Below are 17328 nucleotides of genomic sequence, written 5' to 3' on the forward strand. Positions count from 1 at the left end.
ATGTTAGGCTGGGATCATGGACGTCATCGACCTCCGCGACTTCTATTCGCAGCGCCTCGGCATCGTGGCGCGGCAGCTGATCAACCGCGGCATCCGTGCGCGGTGGCCGAATGCGGAAGGCCTACGCGTGCTCGGGCTCGGCTATCCGACACCTTATCTCGGCCTGTTCCGCGATACCTGCGAGCGCTGCATCGCCTTCATGCCGGCGGCCCAGGGCGTGCTGAAATGGCCGACCGGCCGGCCTGCGCTGGCGACCCTGATCGACGAATTCTCGATGCCGTTGCCGGATGCCGCGGTCGACCGCGTGCTGCTGGTGCATGCGCTGGAGATGTCCGACGATCCCGAGCGGCTGCTGCGCGAGGTGTGGCGGGTGCTGTCGCCGTCGGGGCGGCTGATCGCGATCATCCCGAACAGGCGCGGCGTCTGGACCCGCACCGATGCCACGCCGTTCGGCCATGGCCGGCCCTATTCGCGGGCGCAGATCACCCAGCTGTTGCGGCAGACCTGGTTCACGCCGGCGTCATGGGGCGAGGCGCTGTTCATGCCGCCGGTGCAGGGCAGCTGGTTCCTGCGCTCGGCGATGGCGTGGGAGCGGGTCGGGGCGGCGCTGTCGATGCCGTTCGCCGGCGTGCATATCGTGGAAGCGAGCAAGCAGGTCTATCGCGCGATCCCGGCGCGCCGTGAGCGCACGCAACTGATCCCGTCGTTGCGTCCGGTGCTGGTGCCGTCCTCGACGGCGACGCGCAAATCCAGTCACGCGGAGTCGTAGACGACGCTGAGCCGTGGCACGGATTAGCCACCCTCCAGGGGAGGGTGGCTGCGCAGTTGCGTTACTCGTTGCCCGGATTGAAGTCGTCGCTCGGCGCCGGCTGCGCCGCCATGTCGGGGCGCGGGCCGTGCGGACGGCGGCGGCGGCGCGGAAAGCGCTCGCTCCGTTCGCCGCGTTCTGCGCCGCCATTGTTGGCGTCATAGGCGCCACCGTTGACCTGCGGCTGCGCGCCACCGGTGATGAACGAGGGCAGACGATCGACGCCGCCGGCATCGGCCAGCACCGGCTGCGGCTGGATCTGCGGTTGCGGCTGATACTGCGGCTGCGGACGATGCTCGCGTTCGCGGTGCTCACGCGGCTGCTGCTCGCGCGGCTGCTGGTCACGCTCGCGGTGCTCGCGCGGTTGCTGCTGGTAGGGCTGCTGGCCATTGTCGCGCATGAACGGCTGTTGCTGCTGCGGCACGAAGCCCGGCTCCTGGCCGAAGCTCGAATAGCCGTCGCTGTCGTCGTCGCCGTCTTCGCTCTGCGTCACCTCGGCGTCGGGGCGCGCCGGCTGCTGATTCTGCCGGAACTGCTCCTGCGCGGCCGCGATGATCCGGTAGTAGTGCTCGGCGTGCTGGTAGTAGTTTTCGGCTGCCACCGGATCGCCGGAGGAGCGTGCATCGCGCGCAAGCTGGACGTATTTCTCGGCCACGTGGGAGGCCGTGCCGCGGATCTTGATGTCGGGTCCGTTCGATTCGTACACCCGTGTCAGGGGATTCTGGCCGCGCCGGTTATTGTTGTTGTTATTGTTGTTGTTATTCCGGTTGCGCATCCGCTTGTTGTTCTGACCGTTTCTCATCTGTCGCCTTTTATTCCAGCCCTGAAGTTATTGCAGTCCACAGTCCGATTTCTCAGAAGTCCGAATTCTCAGAAGTCCGATTCCCAGAGTCCGATTCCCAGAGTCCGATTCGGCGCGCGCCTAGGCACACGGAATCGCAATACCGTTCGAAGTGGCATCGATGTCGCCGACCATCTCGTTCAGCAAAGTCGCGTTCAGCAAAGACGCGTTCCCCAACCGCCGCCGGCCAAACGCGCCAGCGACAAAATCATTACGCCCGTTGAGACAGGCCCAGTTCTCGTGCGTAAGTGTTCAAGCGCAATAACAGGCTTTCGTTCGCTTGGCGGTCGAGAGCAGCACAGCTTCGGCTATTGCGCTCAATGAGACCTGCGTTCCTGGAACCTTTCGATCGGCGGGCTCTGCTGAACCCTGGTCATCACCCGTAACGGTTACGGGGCCAGCACCGATGTTGTGGCCGGAACGTAGTCGTTCCCGGGGGATATTCCAAGAGGTTTTTTTGCGTTCCAATAGGACTTTATCGGGGCAGCCGGCGGGCTGAAACGGCCCTCGGAACGCCCCCGAGATCGGCCTTGGGCGGCCCCGTTGGGGATAACCCGGAAGCCGTCATCAGCGCTTCAACGTCGGCGCTCTGGCCTTGTCCGACTTCCACAACCAGAAATCCACCCGAGGTCAAAAGACCCGTAGATTGCGAAATCAGCGCGCGGTAGGCGTCGAGCCCGTCGGCCCCGCCATCGAGCGCCGCGCGCGGATCGTGCGTGCGCACCTCGATGTCGAGACCCGCGATCTCGGCCGAGGAAATGTAGGGCGGATTGGACACGATCAGGTCGAACGTGCCGGTCAGCGCGCTGCCGTAGTCGCACGCGATCCACGTCGCTCGATCCGCAAGTCCGAGCTCGGCGGCGTTCCGGCTCGCTGTCTTCAGCGCCTCCGCCGAGATGTCGGTGGCAAAGCCATGCGCGTGCGGCAGTTCCGAGAGCAGTGCCAGCAGGATCGCGCCGGAGCCGGTGCCGAGATCGGCGATCCGCAACGCGCGCCCGGCCGCACCGTCGGCGCGCAGCAGTTCGAGCGCGCGCTCGACCACGGTCTCGGTGTCGGGGCGCGGCACCAGCGTCGCGGAGGAGAGATGCAGCGGCAGTCCCCAAAATTCCTTGATGCCGAGAATGCGCGCGACCGGTTCGCCGGCGAGGCGGCGCCGCGCGAGGTTTTCGAGGTGGTTCGCTTCGTCTTGGGTCAGGATGCGTCTGGCGCCGCTGATCATGCCGGTCAGGTCGAGCCCCAGCGCGGCGCCGGTCAGCAGCCGCGCATCGAGCTCGGCGGAATCGTTGCCGGCCGATTGCAGTCGCGCAGCAAGTGCGCGGCGTGTTGCGTCGATGGTCTGGCCAGCAAATTGACTCACCGAGAACACCGTCCCGTAGCCCGGATGGAGCGAAGCGAAATCCGGGGAAGAGTTGTCCGCATGCACGACACCCGGATTGCGCTTCGCTCCATCCGGGCTACGGACATCGTCACGCCGCCGCGCCCTGTGCCGCGAGCTGCGCGGCCTGGTGTTCGGTGGTCAGCGCATCGATCAGTTCGCCGAGCGCCTCGCCCGCGATCACCTGCGGCAGCTTGTAGAGCGTCAGGTTGATGCGGTGGTCGGTCACTCTCCCTTGCGGGAAATTATAGGTGCGGATGCGCTCCGAGCGGTCGCCGGAGCCGACCTTCTCCTTGCGATCGGCGGAGCGTGCGGCGTCGACACGCTGGCGCTCGGCGTCATAGATGCGCGAGCGCAGGATGTTCATCGCCGACGCCCGGTTTTTGTGCTGCGAGCGGCTGTCCTGCATCATCACCACGATGCCGGTCGGCAGATGGGTGATGCGAATCGCGGATTCGGTCTTGTTGACGTGCTGGCCGCCGGCGCCGCCGGCACGCATGGTCTCGATCCGCAAATCCGTGTCCTTGATGTCGACGTCGACGTCCTCGACTTCGGGCAGCACGGCGACCGTGGCGGCCGAGGTGTGGATGCGGCCCTGCGTCTCGGTGTCGGGCACGCGCTGCACGCGGTGCACGCCGGACTCGAATTTCAGCTTGGCAAAGGCGCCGCGGCCCTGCACCTCGGCGATGATTTCCTTGTAGCCGCCGACGGTGCCTTCGCTCGCCGAGATCACCTCGACCTTCCAGCCCTGCAAGGCCGCGAAGCGCTCATACATCCGGAACAGATCGCCGGCGAACAGCGAGGCCTCGTCGCCGCCGGTGCCGGCGCGGATTTCCAGCACCACATTGCGGTCGTCCATTGCGTCCTTCGGCAATAGCGCGACGCGAATCTTCTGCTCGAGATCGCCGATGCGCGCCTGCAGCGTCTCCATCTCGGCTTCCGCCATGCTGCGCATCTCCGGATCGGTCCCGGCATCGGCGAGCATCGCCTCGGTGCCGGCAAGCTCCGTCCGTGCAGAGCGATAGACTTTCACCGCATCGATCAGCGGATTGAGCTCGGCGAGCTCGCGCGTGATCGCAACATAGCGATCGGAGTTGACCTGGCCGAGCAGCTCGGCCTCCAGCGAGGCGTGATGGGCAAGCAGGACGTCGAGTTTGGCTTCGGGTAGCATGGCGGAGTCTCGAATTGCTGAAAGCGCGAAGGGGTGGCGGAGGCGACGGCAGCGTCGCTACAAGGCCAGCCCCTCGGTTTCCGCAAACTTCGTCAGCGCCTCGCGGATCGAGACGCTGCCGACCGGCGCGTCCAGCAGCGGATTGATCATCGCCTCGGCCTTCTTGGCGTCGAGGTCGAGGATCAACGCCTTGACCGGGCCGTGCGCGGTTGCCGACAATGAAAGCGAGCGGTAGCCGAGCGCAATCAGCGCCAGCGCGCCGATCGGCTTCGATGCCATCTCGCCGCACAGCGAGGCGGCCTTCTTCGCGGTCCTGGCCTTGCGCACGATGTCGCGCAGCGCGCGCAGGATCGGCGCCGACAGGATGTCGAAGCGCTCCGAGACCTTGGCATTGCCGCGATCGACCGCGAACAGGAACTGGAACAGGTCGTTGGAGCCGACCGAGACGAAGTCGACCTTCTTCAGGAGCTCGTCGAGCTGGTAGAGCAGGGCCGGCACCTCGACCATGGTGCCGATATCGATCCGCTCGGGCAGCGAATGGCCGTGCTGGCGCAGATAGGTCAGCTCACGCTCGACGATCGCCTTGGCCTGGTCGAACTCGGAGATGTCGGAGATCATCGGGAACATGATCTTCAGGGCACGGCCGCCGCCGGCGCGCAGCAGCGCGCGGATCTGGCCGCGCAGCAGGCCGGGGCGGTCGAGGCCGAGCCGGATCGCGCGCCAGCCGAGCGCGGGATTTTCCTCGACCACGGTCTCCATATAGGGCAGCGCCTTGTCGCCGCCGATGTCGAGCGTGCGGAAGGTGACGGGCTTGGTGCCCGCGGCATCGAGCACGGTGCGGTACAGCGCGAGCTGGTCGCTCGAACGTGGCAGGCTCGGGCTCACCATGAACTGCAATTCGGTGCGAAACAGGCCGATGCCGGCGCTGCCGGTGTCCTCGATATGCGGCAGGTCGATGGTCAGGCCGGCATTGATCAGGAGCTCGATCGGCTGGCCATCCTTGGTCACGCAAGGCTTGTCGCGCAGCGCCGAATATTGCGCCTGCCGCCGCGCCCGGAACCGGACGCGCTCGGCGTAGGCGGATTCGATCTCGGCGGAGGGGCGGACATAGATCTCGCCGGAAATGCCGTCGACGATGATGGCATCGCCCGGATCGGCAATGCCGGGCGCGTTCGGCACCTCGCCGACCGCGGGAATGCCGAGCGCGCGCGCCACGATCGAGACGTGGGAATTCGCGGTGCCTTCCTCCAGCACCAGGCCGCGCAGCCGCTTGCGGTCGTAGTCGAGCAGCGCCGCCGGGCCCATCGCGCGCGCGATCAGGATGGCGTTGTCGGGCAGCTGCTCGCGCGTTGGTGCATGGTCCTGGCCGACCAGTTGCCGCATCAGGCGATGGCCGAGATCCTCGAGATCGTGCAGGCGGTCGCGCAGATAGGGATCGGTCGAGCGCAGCATGCGCGCGCGGGTGTCGGACTGCACGCGTTCGACCGCGGCTTCCGCGGTGAGGCCGGTGGCGACCGCCTCGTGCAGCTTGTGCGACCAGCCCTGGTCGTTGGCGAACATGCGGTAGGCTTCCAGCACCTCGCGGTGCTCGCCGCCTTCGGCGACGTCGCCGCGCTCCAGCATGCGGTCGAGATCGGCGCGCAGATTGGCGAGCGCGGTGTCGAGCCGCTTGATCTCCTTCGGCAGGTCCTCGGCGATATAGTTGGTGATGACGACGCGCGGCTCGTGCAGCACGACGTGGCCGAGCGCGATGCCGTCGGAGAGCACCGCGCCGGTCTTGTGCAGCGAGTGCCGCGCGGCGGGCTCGGCGCCGGGCTGGGCCAGCGCGGCAAGCTCGCCGGATGCGATCATCTCCGCCAGCACCATGGCGGTGGTCTGCAGCGCCTCGACCTCTTCCTCAACATAGGTGCGCTTGGCGCGGTTCTGCACCACAAGCACGCCGAGCGTGTTGCCGGCGCGCAGGATCGGCACGCCGAGGAACGAGTGGTAGATCTCTTCGCCGGTCTCCGGGCGGTAGGCGAAGGCGGGGTGGCTTTGCGCGTCGGAGAGATTGAGCGGCGTCGCCTCGCTGGCGACGAGGCCGACCAGGCCCTCATGCGCGCTCAGCACGGTGCGGTGGACGGCGTCGCGGTTCAGACCTTCGGTGGCGTAGAGCTCGAGTGTGTTGTCGATGCGCAGCACGTAGCAGGAGCAGACCTCGGCCACCATGTTGGCCGCGATCAGCACCACGATCTTGTCGAGGCGTTCCTGGGCGGAGACTTGCTCCGCCATGGTTTCGCGGAGCCGTCTCAACAGGACGCGGGGGCCTCCCGACGCGCTCCGCATGTGCTTCAATCCCTCCCCGCGAGGCCGGCGCACCGGGCCGGCCGGCCGTTGGCGCAAAACTCGTCAAAAACAACAATTTTAGTCATTCGGCGTCGCCGCTCGCGCCAGTTCCCGCCGATTCGGGATCGCACAAACTGTGCCACAGTTTGCGACAGCCCACCTGACTGGCCGTATAGCCAATCGAGGCTCGCTTTGCCAAGCAAAACGCCTGCCAGTAGCAAATAACGTCTGCGTCAGCCCGATGCTGCGCCCGCTAAGAGAAATTCTAACTCCGGGATGTGGGCGAGGCAGCTTCTTAACCTCTCCCGGAGGGAGAGGTCGGCGCGTAGCGCCGGGTGAGGGGATCAGGCCTATCGATGGACCGGAGCCCCTCACCCGGGCTTCTCGCTGCGCTCGAAACCCGACCTCTCCCTCCGGGAGAGGTGAAGCGGCACCGCCTACGCCTGGTCGAGCCCGTACAGCGTGTGCAGCGTGCGCACCGCGAGTTCGGTATAGGCCGCGTCAATCAGGACCGAGAACTTGATCTCGGAGGTCGTGATGGCGCGGATGTTGATGTTGCGGTCGGCCAGCGCCTTGAACGCCTTCGCCGCGACGCCGGCATGGCTGCGCATGCCGCTGCCGATCACCGAGACCTTGGCGACATCGGTCGCGGTGTCGAGCCTGGCGTAGCCGATCTTGGCCTTGGCGGAGGTGATGGTGTCCTTGGCGCGGTTGTAGTCGGTGGCCGGCACGGTGAAGGTGAGGTCGGTGGTCTTGCCGTCCTCCGACACGTTCTGCACGATCATGTCGACGTTGATGTTGGCATCCGCGAGCGGCCCGAAGATCGCCGCGGCCACGCCGGGCTTGTCCTCGATCTGGCGCACGGAAATCTGGGCTTCGTCCTTGGAGAAGGCGATGCCGGTGACGACGTGCATTTCCATGATTTCCTCCTCGCTGCAGATCAGCGTGCCCGGCGGCTGGTTGGCGTGCGGGTCGATATCCTCTGGCTTGTCGAAGCTGGAGCGCACGAAGATCGGCATGTTGTGCACCATGCCGAGTTCCACCGAGCGGACCTGCAGCACCTTGGCGCCCTGCGAGGCCAGCTCAAGCATGTCCTCGAACGCGATCTTGTCGAGCCGGCGCGCCTTCGGCACCACGCGCGGGTCGGTGGTGTAGACGCCGTCGACATCGGTGTAGATGTCGCAGCGGTCGGCGCGCAAAGCGGCCGCGATCGCCACCGCCGAAGTATCCGAACCGCCGCGGCCGAGCGTGGTGATGCGGCCGGTCTGCGGGTTGATTCCCTGGAAGCCGGCGATGACAGCGACTTCCTTGCGCTCCTTGAAGCGGTCGATGATCTCGCTGCCGTCGATATCGAGGATGCGCGCCGAGGCATGCGCGTCCGAGGTCTTGATCGGGATCTGCCAGCCCTGCCAGGAGCGCGCCTGGATGCCGATGCCCTGCAGCACGATCGCGAGCAGGCCCGAGGTGACCTGTTCGCCGGAGGCGACCACGGCGTCGTATTCGCGCGCATCGTGCATCGGCGAGGCCTCGGTGCACCAGGCCACCAGCTCGTTGGTCTTGCCGGACATCGCGGAGACGACGACGGCGACCTCGTGGCCCGCGTCGACCTCGCGCTTCACGTGCTGGGCGACGTTGCGGATACGATCGATATTGGCGACGGACGTACCGCCGAATTTCATCACGAGGCGGCCCATGACGACGCGTCTATTCCTTTAAGAGGATAAGTAGGTTAACCCACGCCGAAAACCGCAAGCGCGGGCACCGAAAGGCGCGTATACATAGCGCCGCGCCCGGGGGCAAGCCGGTTGGTAGGGGTCCCCTGAGGGACTTTTGGGGGTGCCCTGCCGGTTGCGGGCGGCCTGTGGCGCAAGGGTGACTCGCGGGTAACTCGAAGGCGGGATTGGATGGGACGCTATATCGACGAAATCCTGCAGCCCGGCGAGAAGGTGCTGTATTCCACCAATGCGCACTGGATGTTCTATCTGCCGGCGATCGCGGCCTGGATCGTGGTGCTGGTGCTGCTGATCCTGTCCCGGATGGCGACGGTCGACGCCCTGGTGCTGGCCTGCCTGGCGGCGGCCGCCGTAGTCGCGGTCGCGGCGCTGTACTGGACCGGCACCGCCTGGTTCCATCGGTGGACCACGGAAACCGACGTCACTAATTTCCGCGTGGTGCACAAGAGCGGCTTCATCAAGCGTCGCACCTTCGAGATGAGCCTCGACAAGGTCGAGAGCGTCGACGTCAACCAGAGCATCATGGGGCGCCTGCTCAACTATGGCGACGTCACCATCCGCGGCGTCGGCGAGGGCATCGAGACCATCAAGACCATCGCCTCGCCGCTGTCGTTTCGCAATTCGATCACCGCGCGATAGGGGCGCGCGCAATCATGGCCACGCAAACAACTCTGTCCAATGCTTCCGCCAGTTCGGTCGATCCGGCCGAAATCGCGAAGTTTTCAAAACTGTCCGATGAATGGTGGGATCCGCGCGGCAAGATGGCGCCGCTGCACAAGATCAATCCGCTGCGCCTGACCTATATCCGCGACGCCGCCTGCCGGAAGTTCGAGCGCAACGCCAAGAGCCTGAGCTGCCTGTCCGGCCTGCGCCTGCTCGACATCGGCTGCGGCGCCGGGCTGCTGTGCGAGCCGTTCACGCGGCTCGGCGCCCAGGTGGTCGGGATCGATCCGTCCGCCACCAACATATCAGCGGCGAAGCTGCACGCCGACAAGGGGCATCTATCGATCGACTACCGCTGCACCACGGTGGAGGAGATGGACGCACGCGAGCGCTTCGACATCGTGCTGGCGATGGAAGTGGTCGAGCACGTCAACGACGTCGGCGCCTTCATCAAGCGCTGCGCCACGATGCTCAAGCCCGGCGGGCTGATGGTGGTCTCGACCTTGAACCGCAACTGGAAGAGCTTTGCGCTGGCGATCGTCGGCGCCGAATACGTGCTGCGCTGGCTGCCGCGCGGCACCCATGACTGGAGCAAGTTCGTCACTCCCGCAGAGCTCGAGCGCTATCTCGGCGACGTCAACCTCACCGTCACCGAACAGGCCGGCGTGGTCTACAACCCGCTCGCCGACAAATGGAGCGTCTCGTCCGACATGGACGTGAACTACATGGTGGTGGCGGAGGAGGTTTAGGGCTGTTGGCATCCACATAACCGCTGTCGTCCCTGCGAAAGCAGGGACCCATAACAACCGGCCGATATTGTTGAGCGCGATCTGAGTTCAGGACGTGTCCTGCTCTGCAGCTGGCCAGATATGATCAGTGTCATGGCCCGTTCAGCCATCGTGCCCCAAGCCGCTTCCTGTGGTTATGGGCCCCTGCTTGCGCAGGGGCGACACCGAGTTTGTGCGCGACCAACGGAAATGTGAGACGCTGTTGCCCTCCGGCAGGTGTCGTCCCTGCGAAAGCAGGGACCCATAACCACCGGCCGATATTGTTGAGCGCGATCTGAGTTCAGGACGTGTCCTGCTCTGCAGCTGGCCAGATATGATCAGTGTCATGGCCCGTTCAGCCATCGTGCCCCAAGCCGCTTCCTGTGGTTATGGGCCCCTGCTTGCGCAGGGGCGACACCGAGTTTGTGCGCGACCAACGGAAATGTGAGACGCTGTTGCCCTCCGGCAGGTGTCGTCCCTGCGAAAGCAGGGACCCATAACCACCGGCCGATATTGTTGAGCGCGATCTGAGTTCAGGACGTGTCCTGCTCTGCAGCTGGCCAGATATGATCAGTGTCATGGCCCGTTCAACCATCGTGCCCCAAGCCGCTTCCTGTGGTTATGGGCCCCTGCTTTCGCAGGGACGACACCGAGTTTGTGGCGCGACCAACGGAAATGTGAGACGCTGTTGCCCTCCGGCAGGTGTCGTCCCGGCCTTGAGCCGGGACCCATATGTGGACGGCCCCCGTGGCACAAGAGCTTTCTGAGTAGATCGGATCGCTGCATCCATATGTCCGGCCTGTTGATGCGACACGCAATGGTCGCTGGCCAAGATGGGTTGCGCGACGCGAGCTCCAAACAACCCCGCGACCTGTTGGCGGCCAATGGGTCCCACGGACTGTCTCGCATCGTTGATCGACCGATTGCTCCATCTGCTCTTGCAGCTTCCGGGTCGGCTGGTGGGCGAACCCGCCGGCCGGCCAATCTGTTAGGCGGCGGCCGCCATGGCATTGAGCCGCGCGGCATCGTAACTCTCGCCCGTCGCCATCAGCTTCCAGGCGATGCGGGCAACCTTGTTGGCGAGCGCCACGGCGGCCAGCTTCGGCGGCTTGCGCTTGAGCAGCGCCAGCAGCCAGCGCGACGGATGGCCTCGGCCCCGCCGAACCTGCTGGATGACCGCAGTCGCCCCAACCACGAACAAGCGGCGCAGGTCTTCGTCACCGGCCCGCGTGATCTTGCCGAGCCTGGTCTTGCCGCCGGTGGAATGATCCTTCGGTGTGAGGCCGAGCCAGGCCGCAAAATGCCGGCCGGAGCGGAACGCATGCGGATCGGGCGTCTTCATCACCAGCCGTGTTGCGGTGATCGGGCCGACGGATGGGATCTGCGCCAGACGCCGGCTCAGCGCATCGGCGCGGTGCCAGGCCATCAGCCTAACCTCGAGTTGCTTGAGCTCGGCTTGCAGAGCAGCGTATTGGCGTCCCTGCACCGCAAACACCTCGCGCGCCATGGTGGGCAAGCTCTCGTCCTGCGCGATCCGCGCCAGCAGCGGCTCGATCTTGTCGAGCCCCTTGGGCGCGATCAGGCCGAGCTCCGCCGCATAGCCGCGGATCGCGTTGCTCAGCTGGGTGCGCCGGGCGATCAATCCATCGCGCAGCCCCGCCAGCATCAGCGCGGCCTGTTGCTCGGCCGTCTTGACCGGCACAAAGCGCATGTTCGGCCGGTCCATCGCTTCACATAGCCCTTCTGCATCGCGCCCGTCATTCTTGTTCCGCATCACGTAAGGCTTCACCAATTGCGGGGCCATCAGCCTCACCTCGTGACCGAGCTTGCCAAGCTCCCGCGCCCAATACTGCGAAGCTCCGCAGGCCTCCATCCCGATCACGGTCGGCGGCAATTTGGCGAAGAACTCCAGCACTTGCTTGCGCGATAGCTTCTTGCGCAGCACCACCTGCTCCGCCGCATCAACCCCATGCAGCACAAAAATATGCTTCGACGTATCCATTCCAATGCGGATAATCTCTCCCACGGACGGCTCCTTTGTCTGAGATTTGCAACAACCTCATTCTGGCACACTGATGCCGTAGGGGGCCGTCCACACCATCAACCACCAGCCCAAATAATTGGGCGAGATCCGCGTTCCGAGCATGTACTACGTCTACATCCTCGCCAGCCGGCGCCATGGCACGCTCTATATCGGCGTGACGAATTCCGTTCAGAAGCGGCTTGAGCAACATCGCAATGGCGAGGGCTCGTCTTTTGTCAAAGCTTACGGCGTTTATCGCTTGGTCCATGTCGAATCATATCAGCGCGCTGAAGAAGCCATCACGCGCGAAAAGCAGCTCAAGAAATGGAAGCGCGACTGGAAGATCGAGCTGATCGAGCGCGAAAACCCCGAGTGGCGAGACCTCAGCGACTTGCTTGTCTGACTGGTGTGCTACAAGCCGCTTCCTGTGGTTATAGGTCCCTGCTTTCGCAGGGACGACAATGAGTTTGGGGCGTGATCGCGGGCCTGCCATGCACCGCTTAGGTTGACCGCATCCATTACGCCGGGCACGTTGCGCGCGCACTCCCGCCCGGCGCACTTTCCTCATCCCGTATGTTCACAATCGCCTCGCTCTGGATTCCCTTCACCATCGTCGCTGCGTTCGGACAGGTGGCGCGCAATGCGATGCAGCGGCATCTGACCGGGCCGCTCGGGACCTGGGGCGCGACCAATATTCGCTTCCTGTTCGGGCTGCCGTTCGCGGTGGTGTTCTTCGCGCTGGCGCTGCTGCTGACCGGCGATCGCGTGCCGTGGCCGGCAGCATCGTTCTGGCCGTGGCTGTTGTCCGGCGCGCTCAGCCAGATTGTCGGCACCGGCTTCATGCTGCTGGCGATGAACGACCGCTCCTTCGTGGTGACCACGGCCTATATGAAGACCGAGGCGATCCAGACCGCGATCTTCGGCTTCATCTTCCTCGGCGACCATCTGACGACGCCTAAGGTGATTGCGATCGTGATCGCGACCATCGGCGTCGTCATCACTGCACTGCGGCCGGGCAGGCAAAAGAGTTTTGCCGATCTGCGGCCGACCGTGCTCGGCCTCGGCTCCGCCGCGGTGTTTGCGATCTCGGCGGTGAGCTTTCGCGGCGCCATCATTGCCGTGCCTTCCGTCTCGTTCGTGACCGCGGCGTCATACACGCTGATGTGGAGCCTGTTCGTCCAGACGCTGATCCTGTCGGTCTATCTGTTGCTGCGCGCGCCCGACGTGCTGCGAAAAATCCTCGGCCTGTGGCGGCCCTCGATGTTCGCGGGCTTCATGGGCGCGTTCTCCTCGCAGTTCTGGTTCCTGGCGTTCGCGCTCACCGCCGCCGCCAATGTGCGCACGCTGGCGCTGATCGAGGTGCTGTTCGCGCAGGGCGTGGCGTATTTCTCGCTCAAGCAGCCGTTCTCGCTGCGTGAGGTGATCGGCATCGTCCTGATCGTGATCGGCGTCGCGCTGCTGATCGCCGCTTAGTCTCTTGGTTTGACGCGTTTTCTTCACGCGAACCGGTAGCCACTTCGCTCGAAAACGCTATGGATTACCCCTTGACCGCAATCAGCACCGCCCCCGCCGAGATCAGCGCGATCCCGATCCAGCCATAGGCCGAGGGGCGTTCGCCGAGGAAGACGGCGCCGAACAGCGCCACCAGCACCACGCTGAGCTTGTCGATCGGCGCGACAAGTGTGGCGGGGCCGAGCTTGAGCGCGCGGAAATAGCAAATCCACGACGCGCCGGTGCCGAGCCCGGACAGCAGCAGGAACAGCCAGCTCTTGCCCGAGATCGGTCCGGCCTGGGTGAATTGTCCGGTCGCGAACAGGATGGCCGACAGCGTGATCAGCACGATCACGGTGCGGATCAGGGTGGCGAGATCGGAGTTGATGCCCTCGACGCCGACCTTGGCGAAGATCGCGGTCAGCGCCGCGAAAATGGCCGAAAGAAACGCCCAGACCTGCCAGGTCGCGGTCAATTCCGGTCTTCCGGCAGCGTCGGCAGCGGCGAGACCTCGACGCCCTCGTCGATCAGCGCGCGCGCCTCCTCGGGCGAGGCCTCGCCATAGATCGGCCGGTGCTCGATATCGCCGTAATGCATCTTGCGCGCCTCGTTCGGGAAGCGGTCGCCGACATTGTCGGCGTTCTTCACGATATGATCGCGCAGTTCCTTCAGCTTGCTGCGCAGCTCGCGCTCCTGCGCCATCATCAGCGACGTCGATTCGGTAGGCGGTGCCTCGACGGGGGCGGCCGGCGCCGGCTGGGCCCGTTCGCGGCCCTTCTTGCTGACGATTTGCGGCGCCATGATCGCGCGCTCGATCTTGTCAGAGCCGCAGGACGGGCAATCGATCAGGTGACGCCGCTCCTGCGTTTCATAGGCCGCGGAGCTCTGGAACCAGCTCTCGAACTGATGGCCGCGCTCGCAGCGCAGCGTGTAGCGGATCATGCCGAACCCCGGACGAGGTGCAGATGCTCCGGGCCGGCCTTGGGGTCGGCGATGCCGAAACGCCTGCCGTGCTGAAGTGAAGGGATGGTCTTGCGCGCGGTCTCGACCTTGGAGGGATCGATCTCGGCGAGGAACACGCCCGGCTCGACGCCGCCCTCGGCGAGGATCTCGCCCCAGGGGTCGATGATCAGCGAATGACCGAAGGTCTCGCGCTTGTTCTCATGCAGGCCGGCCTGCGCCGCTGCGAACACGAAGCAGCCGGTCTCGATGGCGCGGGCGCGCAGCAGCGTGTGCCAATGCGCTTCACCGGTCTTGCGGGTGAAGGCGGAGGGCACCGTGAGGAACGACGCGCCGGCCTCGGCAAGCGCGCGATAGAGCGCCGGGAAGCGCACGTCGTAGCAGATCGTCAATCCGATCCGGCCCCAGGGCAGGTCGGAGATCACGGCGGTCTCGCCGGGCTGGTAGTTGGCCGATTCGCGATAGCTCTCGCCGCCCGGCAGGTCGATGTCGAACATGTGGATCTTGTCGTAGCTCGCGAGCACATTGCCCTCGGGCCCGATCAGGAACGAGCGGTTCACCGCCTTCTCCGGCGAGTAGCGCAGCGCCAGCGAGCCGATATGCAGGTGGATCTTCAGTTCGGCGGCCAGCGCGCGATAGGCCTGCAGCGACTTGTCGTCCTCTTCGCTCGCCAGGTGCTCGAACAGCGCCTTGCGGTTCAGCTGCATCATGTTGCTGACCTCGGGGGTCAGCACGTATTTGGCGCCCTGTGCCGCCGCTTCGCGGATCAGCCGCGTGCCCTGCTCTAGGCTCGGCTCCGGCAGCAATCCGGTGCGCATCTGCACCATGGCGGCGGTGAAAATGTTGTCCGTGCTCATCAGGCGCCGCCTCCGTTGCTGAGCAGGCCGTCGAGCTTGCCCTCGCGGTCGAGCGCGTAGAGCTCGTCGCAGCCGCCGACATGGGTCTTGCCGATGAAGATCTGCGGGAACGTCGAGCCCGCGCCGGCGCGATCGTACATCTCGTCGCGATAGGTCGGGTTGCTGGCGACGCTGAGTTCGGTGAACGCGGCGTTCTTGCGCGTCAAAAGCGATTTGGCCGCGGTGCAATAACCGCAGCCCGGGCGGGTATAGATTTCGATGGCAGCGGTCATGGTGTGCTCGGTTGAACCAGAAGTTACAGATTATATGGGAGCGCGGTGGGTATCGACAACCCGGGCAAACACCAGCACGTCGACCTGCGCGGCCTTGGCGCGCAACAGCGCCCGCGCGCAGGCATCCACCGTGGCGCCCGAGGTCAGGACGTCGTCGACCAGGACCACGCGGCGGCCCTGGATGTCAGCCTTGCGTTCATCGGCGACCCCGAATGCGCCCTGCACATTGCTGGCGCGGTCCTTGCGCGACAGCCCGATCTGCTGCTCGGTGGCGCGGGTGCGCCGCAGCGCCTCGGATACCATTTTGACGCCGCTCTGGCGCGCGATCACCTTGGCGAGCGCGCCGGACTGGTTGTAGCGCCGGCTCCAGCCGCGCCGCCAATGCAGGGGAACCGGCACCAGCATGTCGGCACCCTCCAGCAATTCCTTCCCCGCGCGCGCCATCCAGCGGCCCATTGTCGGCGCCAGATCGGTGCGATCCTGGTATTTCAATGCGTGCACCAGGGTGCGCGCGACGTCGTCATAGCGCACCGCGGCGCGGGCGCGCTGGTAGGACGGTGGATTGGCGATCGCCTCCATCGACAGCAGCTCGGGACCTGGATCGTAGACAAAGGGAATCCCGAGCCGCGGGCAGAACGGCGGCGCGATGAACGACAATTTGGCCCAGCAGGCCGCGCAGACGCCCTCGCCATGAACCGGCTCGCGGCAGGACACGCACAGCGTCGGCAGCGCGATATCGAGCGCCAGCCGCGCGGTATGCAGCCACGTGCCCCCGACCGCACCAAGCGCGCGCTGGATGTGACCGGAAATGGAGCGTGTCGGTGATGCCTCGGCGTCCATGGCCGATGAGGCTAGCGTTTGAGCCGCACGGGCTCAAGGCGCATTGCCTGCGGCGGCCGTCCGGCGTAACCAGCGCGAATGGCAACGACCCCAGCCACGGCCCCGATCCTGTTCGACCGCGCATTGCTCGGCGCGCGGCTGGCGCGCGCGGGGCGCGAGGGGGCGGCGACGTTCCTGCTCGAGCGCGCCACCGAAGACATGGCCGACCGCTTGCAGGCGGTGTCGCGCAGCTTTTCTTCCGCGGCCGACGTCTGGACGCCGGGGGATGGACTCGCGGACGCCCTGCGCGGGCGAGTCGGATCGGTCGATCCGATCGGCTTCAGAGAGACGGAAGCGCTCGGACTGGCACCCGAGTCGCTCGACCTCGCGGTCTCCGCGCTCGCCTTCCAGTTCGTCAACGATCTGCCCGGCGTGCTGGCGCAGCTTCGCCGGGCGCTGAAGCCGGATGGGCTGCTGCTTGCTTCGATGCTCGGCGGCGACACGCTCACAGAACTCAGGCAGAGCTTTGCCGCGGCGGAGGCGGAGTGCGAGGGCGGCGTGTCGCCGCGCGTCGCGCCGTTCGCCGATCTGCGCGATATCGGCGCGCTGCTGCAACGGGCCGGCTTCGCGCTGCCGGTGACCGATGTCGACCGCGTCGTGGTGCGCTATGCCAGCGCGTTCGCGTTGATGGCCGATCTCAGGCGCATGGGCGCGACCAACGTGCTGCGCGAGCGCCGTCACACCCCGACGCGCCGCGCCACCATGCTGCGCATGGCGCAGATCTACGGCGAACGCTTCGCGGATGCCGACGGCCGCATCCGCGCCACCTTCGACATCGTCTGGCTGTCCGGCTGGGCCCCGCATGAGAGCCAACCGAAGCCGCTGAAGCCGGGCTCGGCGAAGGCGAGTCTCGAGGCGGCGGTGAAGGGCACGAAGCGCTGAAGCGTGAGGTGAGCGTGACGCCCGGAATCGAGAACCAACCTCAGCGTCGTCCCTGCCTAGTGCGCAATTGCGCACGGGAGCCGGGACCCATATGTGGACGGCCCCCGTGGCACAAGAGCTTTCTGAGTAGATCGGATCGCTGCATCCATATGTCCGGCCTGTTGATGCGACACGCAATGGTCGCTGGCCAAGATGGGTTGCGCGACGCGAGCTCCAAACAACCCCGCGACCTGTTGGCGGCCAATGGGTCCCACGGACTGTCTCGCATCGTTGATCGACCG

17 protein-coding genes are annotated in these 17328 nt (G+C 65.7%); 6 read left to right on the forward strand and 11 right to left on the reverse strand.

Going from position 1 to position 17328, the window contains the following annotated elements; translation table 11 throughout:
- Positions 1-16 precede the first annotated feature (16 nt).
- Positions 17-769, forward strand: a complete 753-nt coding sequence (locus ACE10Z_RS01600; RefSeq protein WP_207834498.1) for a class I SAM-dependent methyltransferase — start codon at positions 17-19, stop codon at positions 767-769.
- Between the two features lie 61 nt (positions 770-830).
- Here ACE10Z_RS01600 and ACE10Z_RS01605 read toward each other — a convergent pair whose 3' ends face one another.
- From ACE10Z_RS01605 to ACE10Z_RS01625, 5 genes are all read right to left on the reverse strand, one after another.
- Positions 831-1610 (reverse strand): DUF4167 domain-containing protein, encoded by a 780-nt coding sequence (locus ACE10Z_RS01605; protein ID WP_375786389.1) that lies wholly within the window; start codon positions 1608-1610, stop codon positions 831-833.
- Between the two features lie 514 nt (positions 1611-2124).
- Positions 2125-3015, reverse strand: a complete 891-nt coding sequence (gene prmC, locus ACE10Z_RS01610; protein WP_375786390.1) for a peptide chain release factor N(5)-glutamine methyltransferase — start codon at positions 3013-3015, stop codon at positions 2125-2127.
- A gap of 100 nt (positions 3016-3115) precedes the next feature.
- On the reverse strand, positions 3116-4195 hold the full coding sequence (gene prfA / locus ACE10Z_RS01615) for a peptide chain release factor 1 (protein ID WP_375786391.1): 1080 nt from the start codon (positions 4193-4195) through the stop codon (positions 3116-3118).
- Between the two features lie 57 nt (positions 4196-4252).
- Complete coding sequence (gene ptsP, locus ACE10Z_RS01620) at positions 4253-6520, reverse strand: phosphoenolpyruvate--protein phosphotransferase (RefSeq protein ID WP_375786392.1); 2268 nt, start codon at positions 6518-6520, stop codon at positions 4253-4255.
- Positions 6521-6957: 437 nt separating this feature from the next.
- On the reverse strand, positions 6958-8214 hold the full coding sequence (locus tag ACE10Z_RS01625) for an aspartate kinase (protein ID WP_375786393.1): 1257 nt from the start codon (positions 8212-8214) through the stop codon (positions 6958-6960).
- 210 nt (positions 8215-8424) lie between these two features.
- On the opposite strand from ACE10Z_RS01625, the gene ACE10Z_RS01630 reads away from it, so the two are divergent.
- Positions 8425-8892, forward strand: a complete 468-nt coding sequence (locus ACE10Z_RS01630) for a PH domain-containing protein (protein WP_375786394.1) — start codon at positions 8425-8427, stop codon at positions 8890-8892.
- Positions 8893-8906: 14 nt separating this feature from the next.
- Entirely contained in the window at positions 8907-9665 is a 759-nt protein-coding gene (ubiG, locus tag ACE10Z_RS01635; RefSeq protein ID WP_375786395.1) for a bifunctional 2-polyprenyl-6-hydroxyphenol methylase/3-demethylubiquinol 3-O-methyltransferase UbiG, read from the forward strand.
- Between the two features lie 1006 nt (positions 9666-10671).
- Here ubiG and ACE10Z_RS01640 read toward each other — a convergent pair.
- Entirely contained in the window at positions 10672-11709 is a 1038-nt protein-coding gene (locus tag ACE10Z_RS01640) for an IS110 family transposase (RefSeq protein WP_375784156.1), read from the reverse strand.
- A 118-nt stretch (positions 11710-11827) separates the two neighbouring features.
- Between ACE10Z_RS01640 and ACE10Z_RS01645 the strand changes: the two genes are divergently transcribed.
- Together ACE10Z_RS01645 and ACE10Z_RS01650 are read left to right on the forward strand one after the other, a co-directional pair.
- Positions 11828-12109, forward strand: a complete 282-nt coding sequence (locus ACE10Z_RS01645) for a GIY-YIG nuclease family protein (RefSeq protein ID WP_375786396.1) — start codon at positions 11828-11830, stop codon at positions 12107-12109.
- Positions 12110-12279: 170 nt separating this feature from the next.
- Positions 12280-13179: an EamA family transporter gene (locus ACE10Z_RS01650; protein ID WP_375786397.1), complete on the forward strand. Its 900-nt coding sequence runs from the start codon at positions 12280-12282 to the stop codon at positions 13177-13179.
- Between the two features lie 64 nt (positions 13180-13243).
- Here the strand turns inward: ACE10Z_RS01650 and ACE10Z_RS01655 are convergent, their stop codons facing one another.
- Genes ACE10Z_RS01655 through ACE10Z_RS01675 form a run of 5 tightly spaced genes read right to left on the reverse strand, consistent with a single transcriptional unit; the run spans position 13244 to position 16126 of the window.
- Complete coding sequence (locus ACE10Z_RS01655) at positions 13244-13672, reverse strand: EamA family transporter (RefSeq protein WP_375786398.1); 429 nt, start codon at positions 13670-13672, stop codon at positions 13244-13246.
- Positions 13669-14139, reverse strand: a complete 471-nt coding sequence (locus ACE10Z_RS01660) for a DUF1178 family protein (protein ID WP_375786399.1) — start codon at positions 14137-14139, stop codon at positions 13669-13671. Before ACE10Z_RS01660 ends, ACE10Z_RS01655 begins: the two co-directional genes overlap by 4 nt.
- On the reverse strand, positions 14136-15014 hold the full coding sequence (locus ACE10Z_RS01665) for a carbon-nitrogen hydrolase family protein (RefSeq protein WP_092120177.1): 879 nt from the start codon (positions 15012-15014) through the stop codon (positions 14136-14138). The genes ACE10Z_RS01660 and ACE10Z_RS01665 overlap by 4 nt, the downstream gene beginning before the upstream one ends.
- Entirely contained in the window at positions 15014-15286 is a 273-nt protein-coding gene (grxC, locus tag ACE10Z_RS01670; protein WP_375786400.1) for a glutaredoxin 3, read from the reverse strand. The genes ACE10Z_RS01665 and grxC overlap by 1 nt, the downstream gene beginning before the upstream one ends.
- Positions 15287-15316: 30 nt before the next feature.
- Positions 15317-16126, reverse strand: a complete 810-nt coding sequence (locus ACE10Z_RS01675; RefSeq protein WP_375786401.1) for a ComF family protein — start codon at positions 16124-16126, stop codon at positions 15317-15319.
- Positions 16127-16204: 78 nt separating this feature from the next.
- Here ACE10Z_RS01675 and ACE10Z_RS01680 point away from each other — a divergent pair, with 78 nt between their 5' ends.
- The gene (locus ACE10Z_RS01680; protein WP_375786402.1) at positions 16205-17047 is read left to right on the forward strand and encodes a methyltransferase domain-containing protein; all 843 of its coding nucleotides are present in this window, start codon (positions 16205-16207) and stop codon (positions 17045-17047) included.
- Positions 17048-17328 lie beyond the last annotated feature (281 nt).

The organism is Bradyrhizobium sp. Pha-3 (assembly GCF_042258615.1).
Taxonomy (GTDB): domain Bacteria; phylum Pseudomonadota; class Alphaproteobacteria; order Rhizobiales; family Xanthobacteraceae; genus Bradyrhizobium.

Excerpts from the sequence above, each read along its gene's own strand:
- ACE10Z_RS01645 (WP_375786396.1), top strand. The coding sequence starts at position 11,828 with ATGTACTACGTCTACATCCTCGCCAGCCGGCGCCATGGCACGCTCTAT.
- ACE10Z_RS01605 (WP_375786389.1), bottom strand. The coding sequence starts at position 1,610 with ATGAGAAACGGTCAGAACAACAAGCGGATGCGCAACCGGAATAACAAC.
- ACE10Z_RS01630 (WP_375786394.1), top strand. The coding sequence starts at position 8,425 with ATGGGACGCTATATCGACGAAATCCTGCAGCCCGGCGAGAAGGTGCTG.
- grxC (WP_375786400.1), bottom strand. The coding sequence starts at position 15,286 with ATGACCGCTGCCATCGAAATCTATACCCGCCCGGGCTGCGGTTATTGC.
- ACE10Z_RS01665 (WP_092120177.1), bottom strand. The coding sequence starts at position 15,014 with ATGAGCACGGACAACATTTTCACCGCCGCCATGGTGCAGATGCGCACC.
- ubiG (WP_375786395.1), top strand. The coding sequence starts at position 8,907 with ATGGCCACGCAAACAACTCTGTCCAATGCTTCCGCCAGTTCGGTCGAT.
- ACE10Z_RS01600 (WP_207834498.1), top strand. The coding sequence starts at position 17 with ATGGACGTCATCGACCTCCGCGACTTCTATTCGCAGCGCCTCGGCATC.
- ACE10Z_RS01650 (WP_375786397.1), top strand. The coding sequence starts at position 12,280 with ATGTTCACAATCGCCTCGCTCTGGATTCCCTTCACCATCGTCGCTGCG.
- ACE10Z_RS01625 (WP_375786393.1), bottom strand. The coding sequence starts at position 8,214 with ATGGGCCGCCTCGTGATGAAATTCGGCGGTACGTCCGTCGCCAATATC.
- ACE10Z_RS01660 (WP_375786399.1), bottom strand. The coding sequence starts at position 14,139 with ATGATCCGCTACACGCTGCGCTGCGAGCGCGGCCATCAGTTCGAGAGC.
- ACE10Z_RS01675 (WP_375786401.1), bottom strand. The coding sequence starts at position 16,126 with ATGGACGCCGAGGCATCACCGACACGCTCCATTTCCGGTCACATCCAG.
- prfA (WP_375786391.1), bottom strand. The coding sequence starts at position 4,195 with ATGCTACCCGAAGCCAAACTCGACGTCCTGCTTGCCCATCACGCCTCG.
- ptsP (WP_375786392.1), bottom strand. The coding sequence starts at position 6,520 with ATGCGGAGCGCGTCGGGAGGCCCCCGCGTCCTGTTGAGACGGCTCCGC.
- ACE10Z_RS01680 (WP_375786402.1), top strand. The coding sequence starts at position 16,205 with ATGGCAACGACCCCAGCCACGGCCCCGATCCTGTTCGACCGCGCATTG.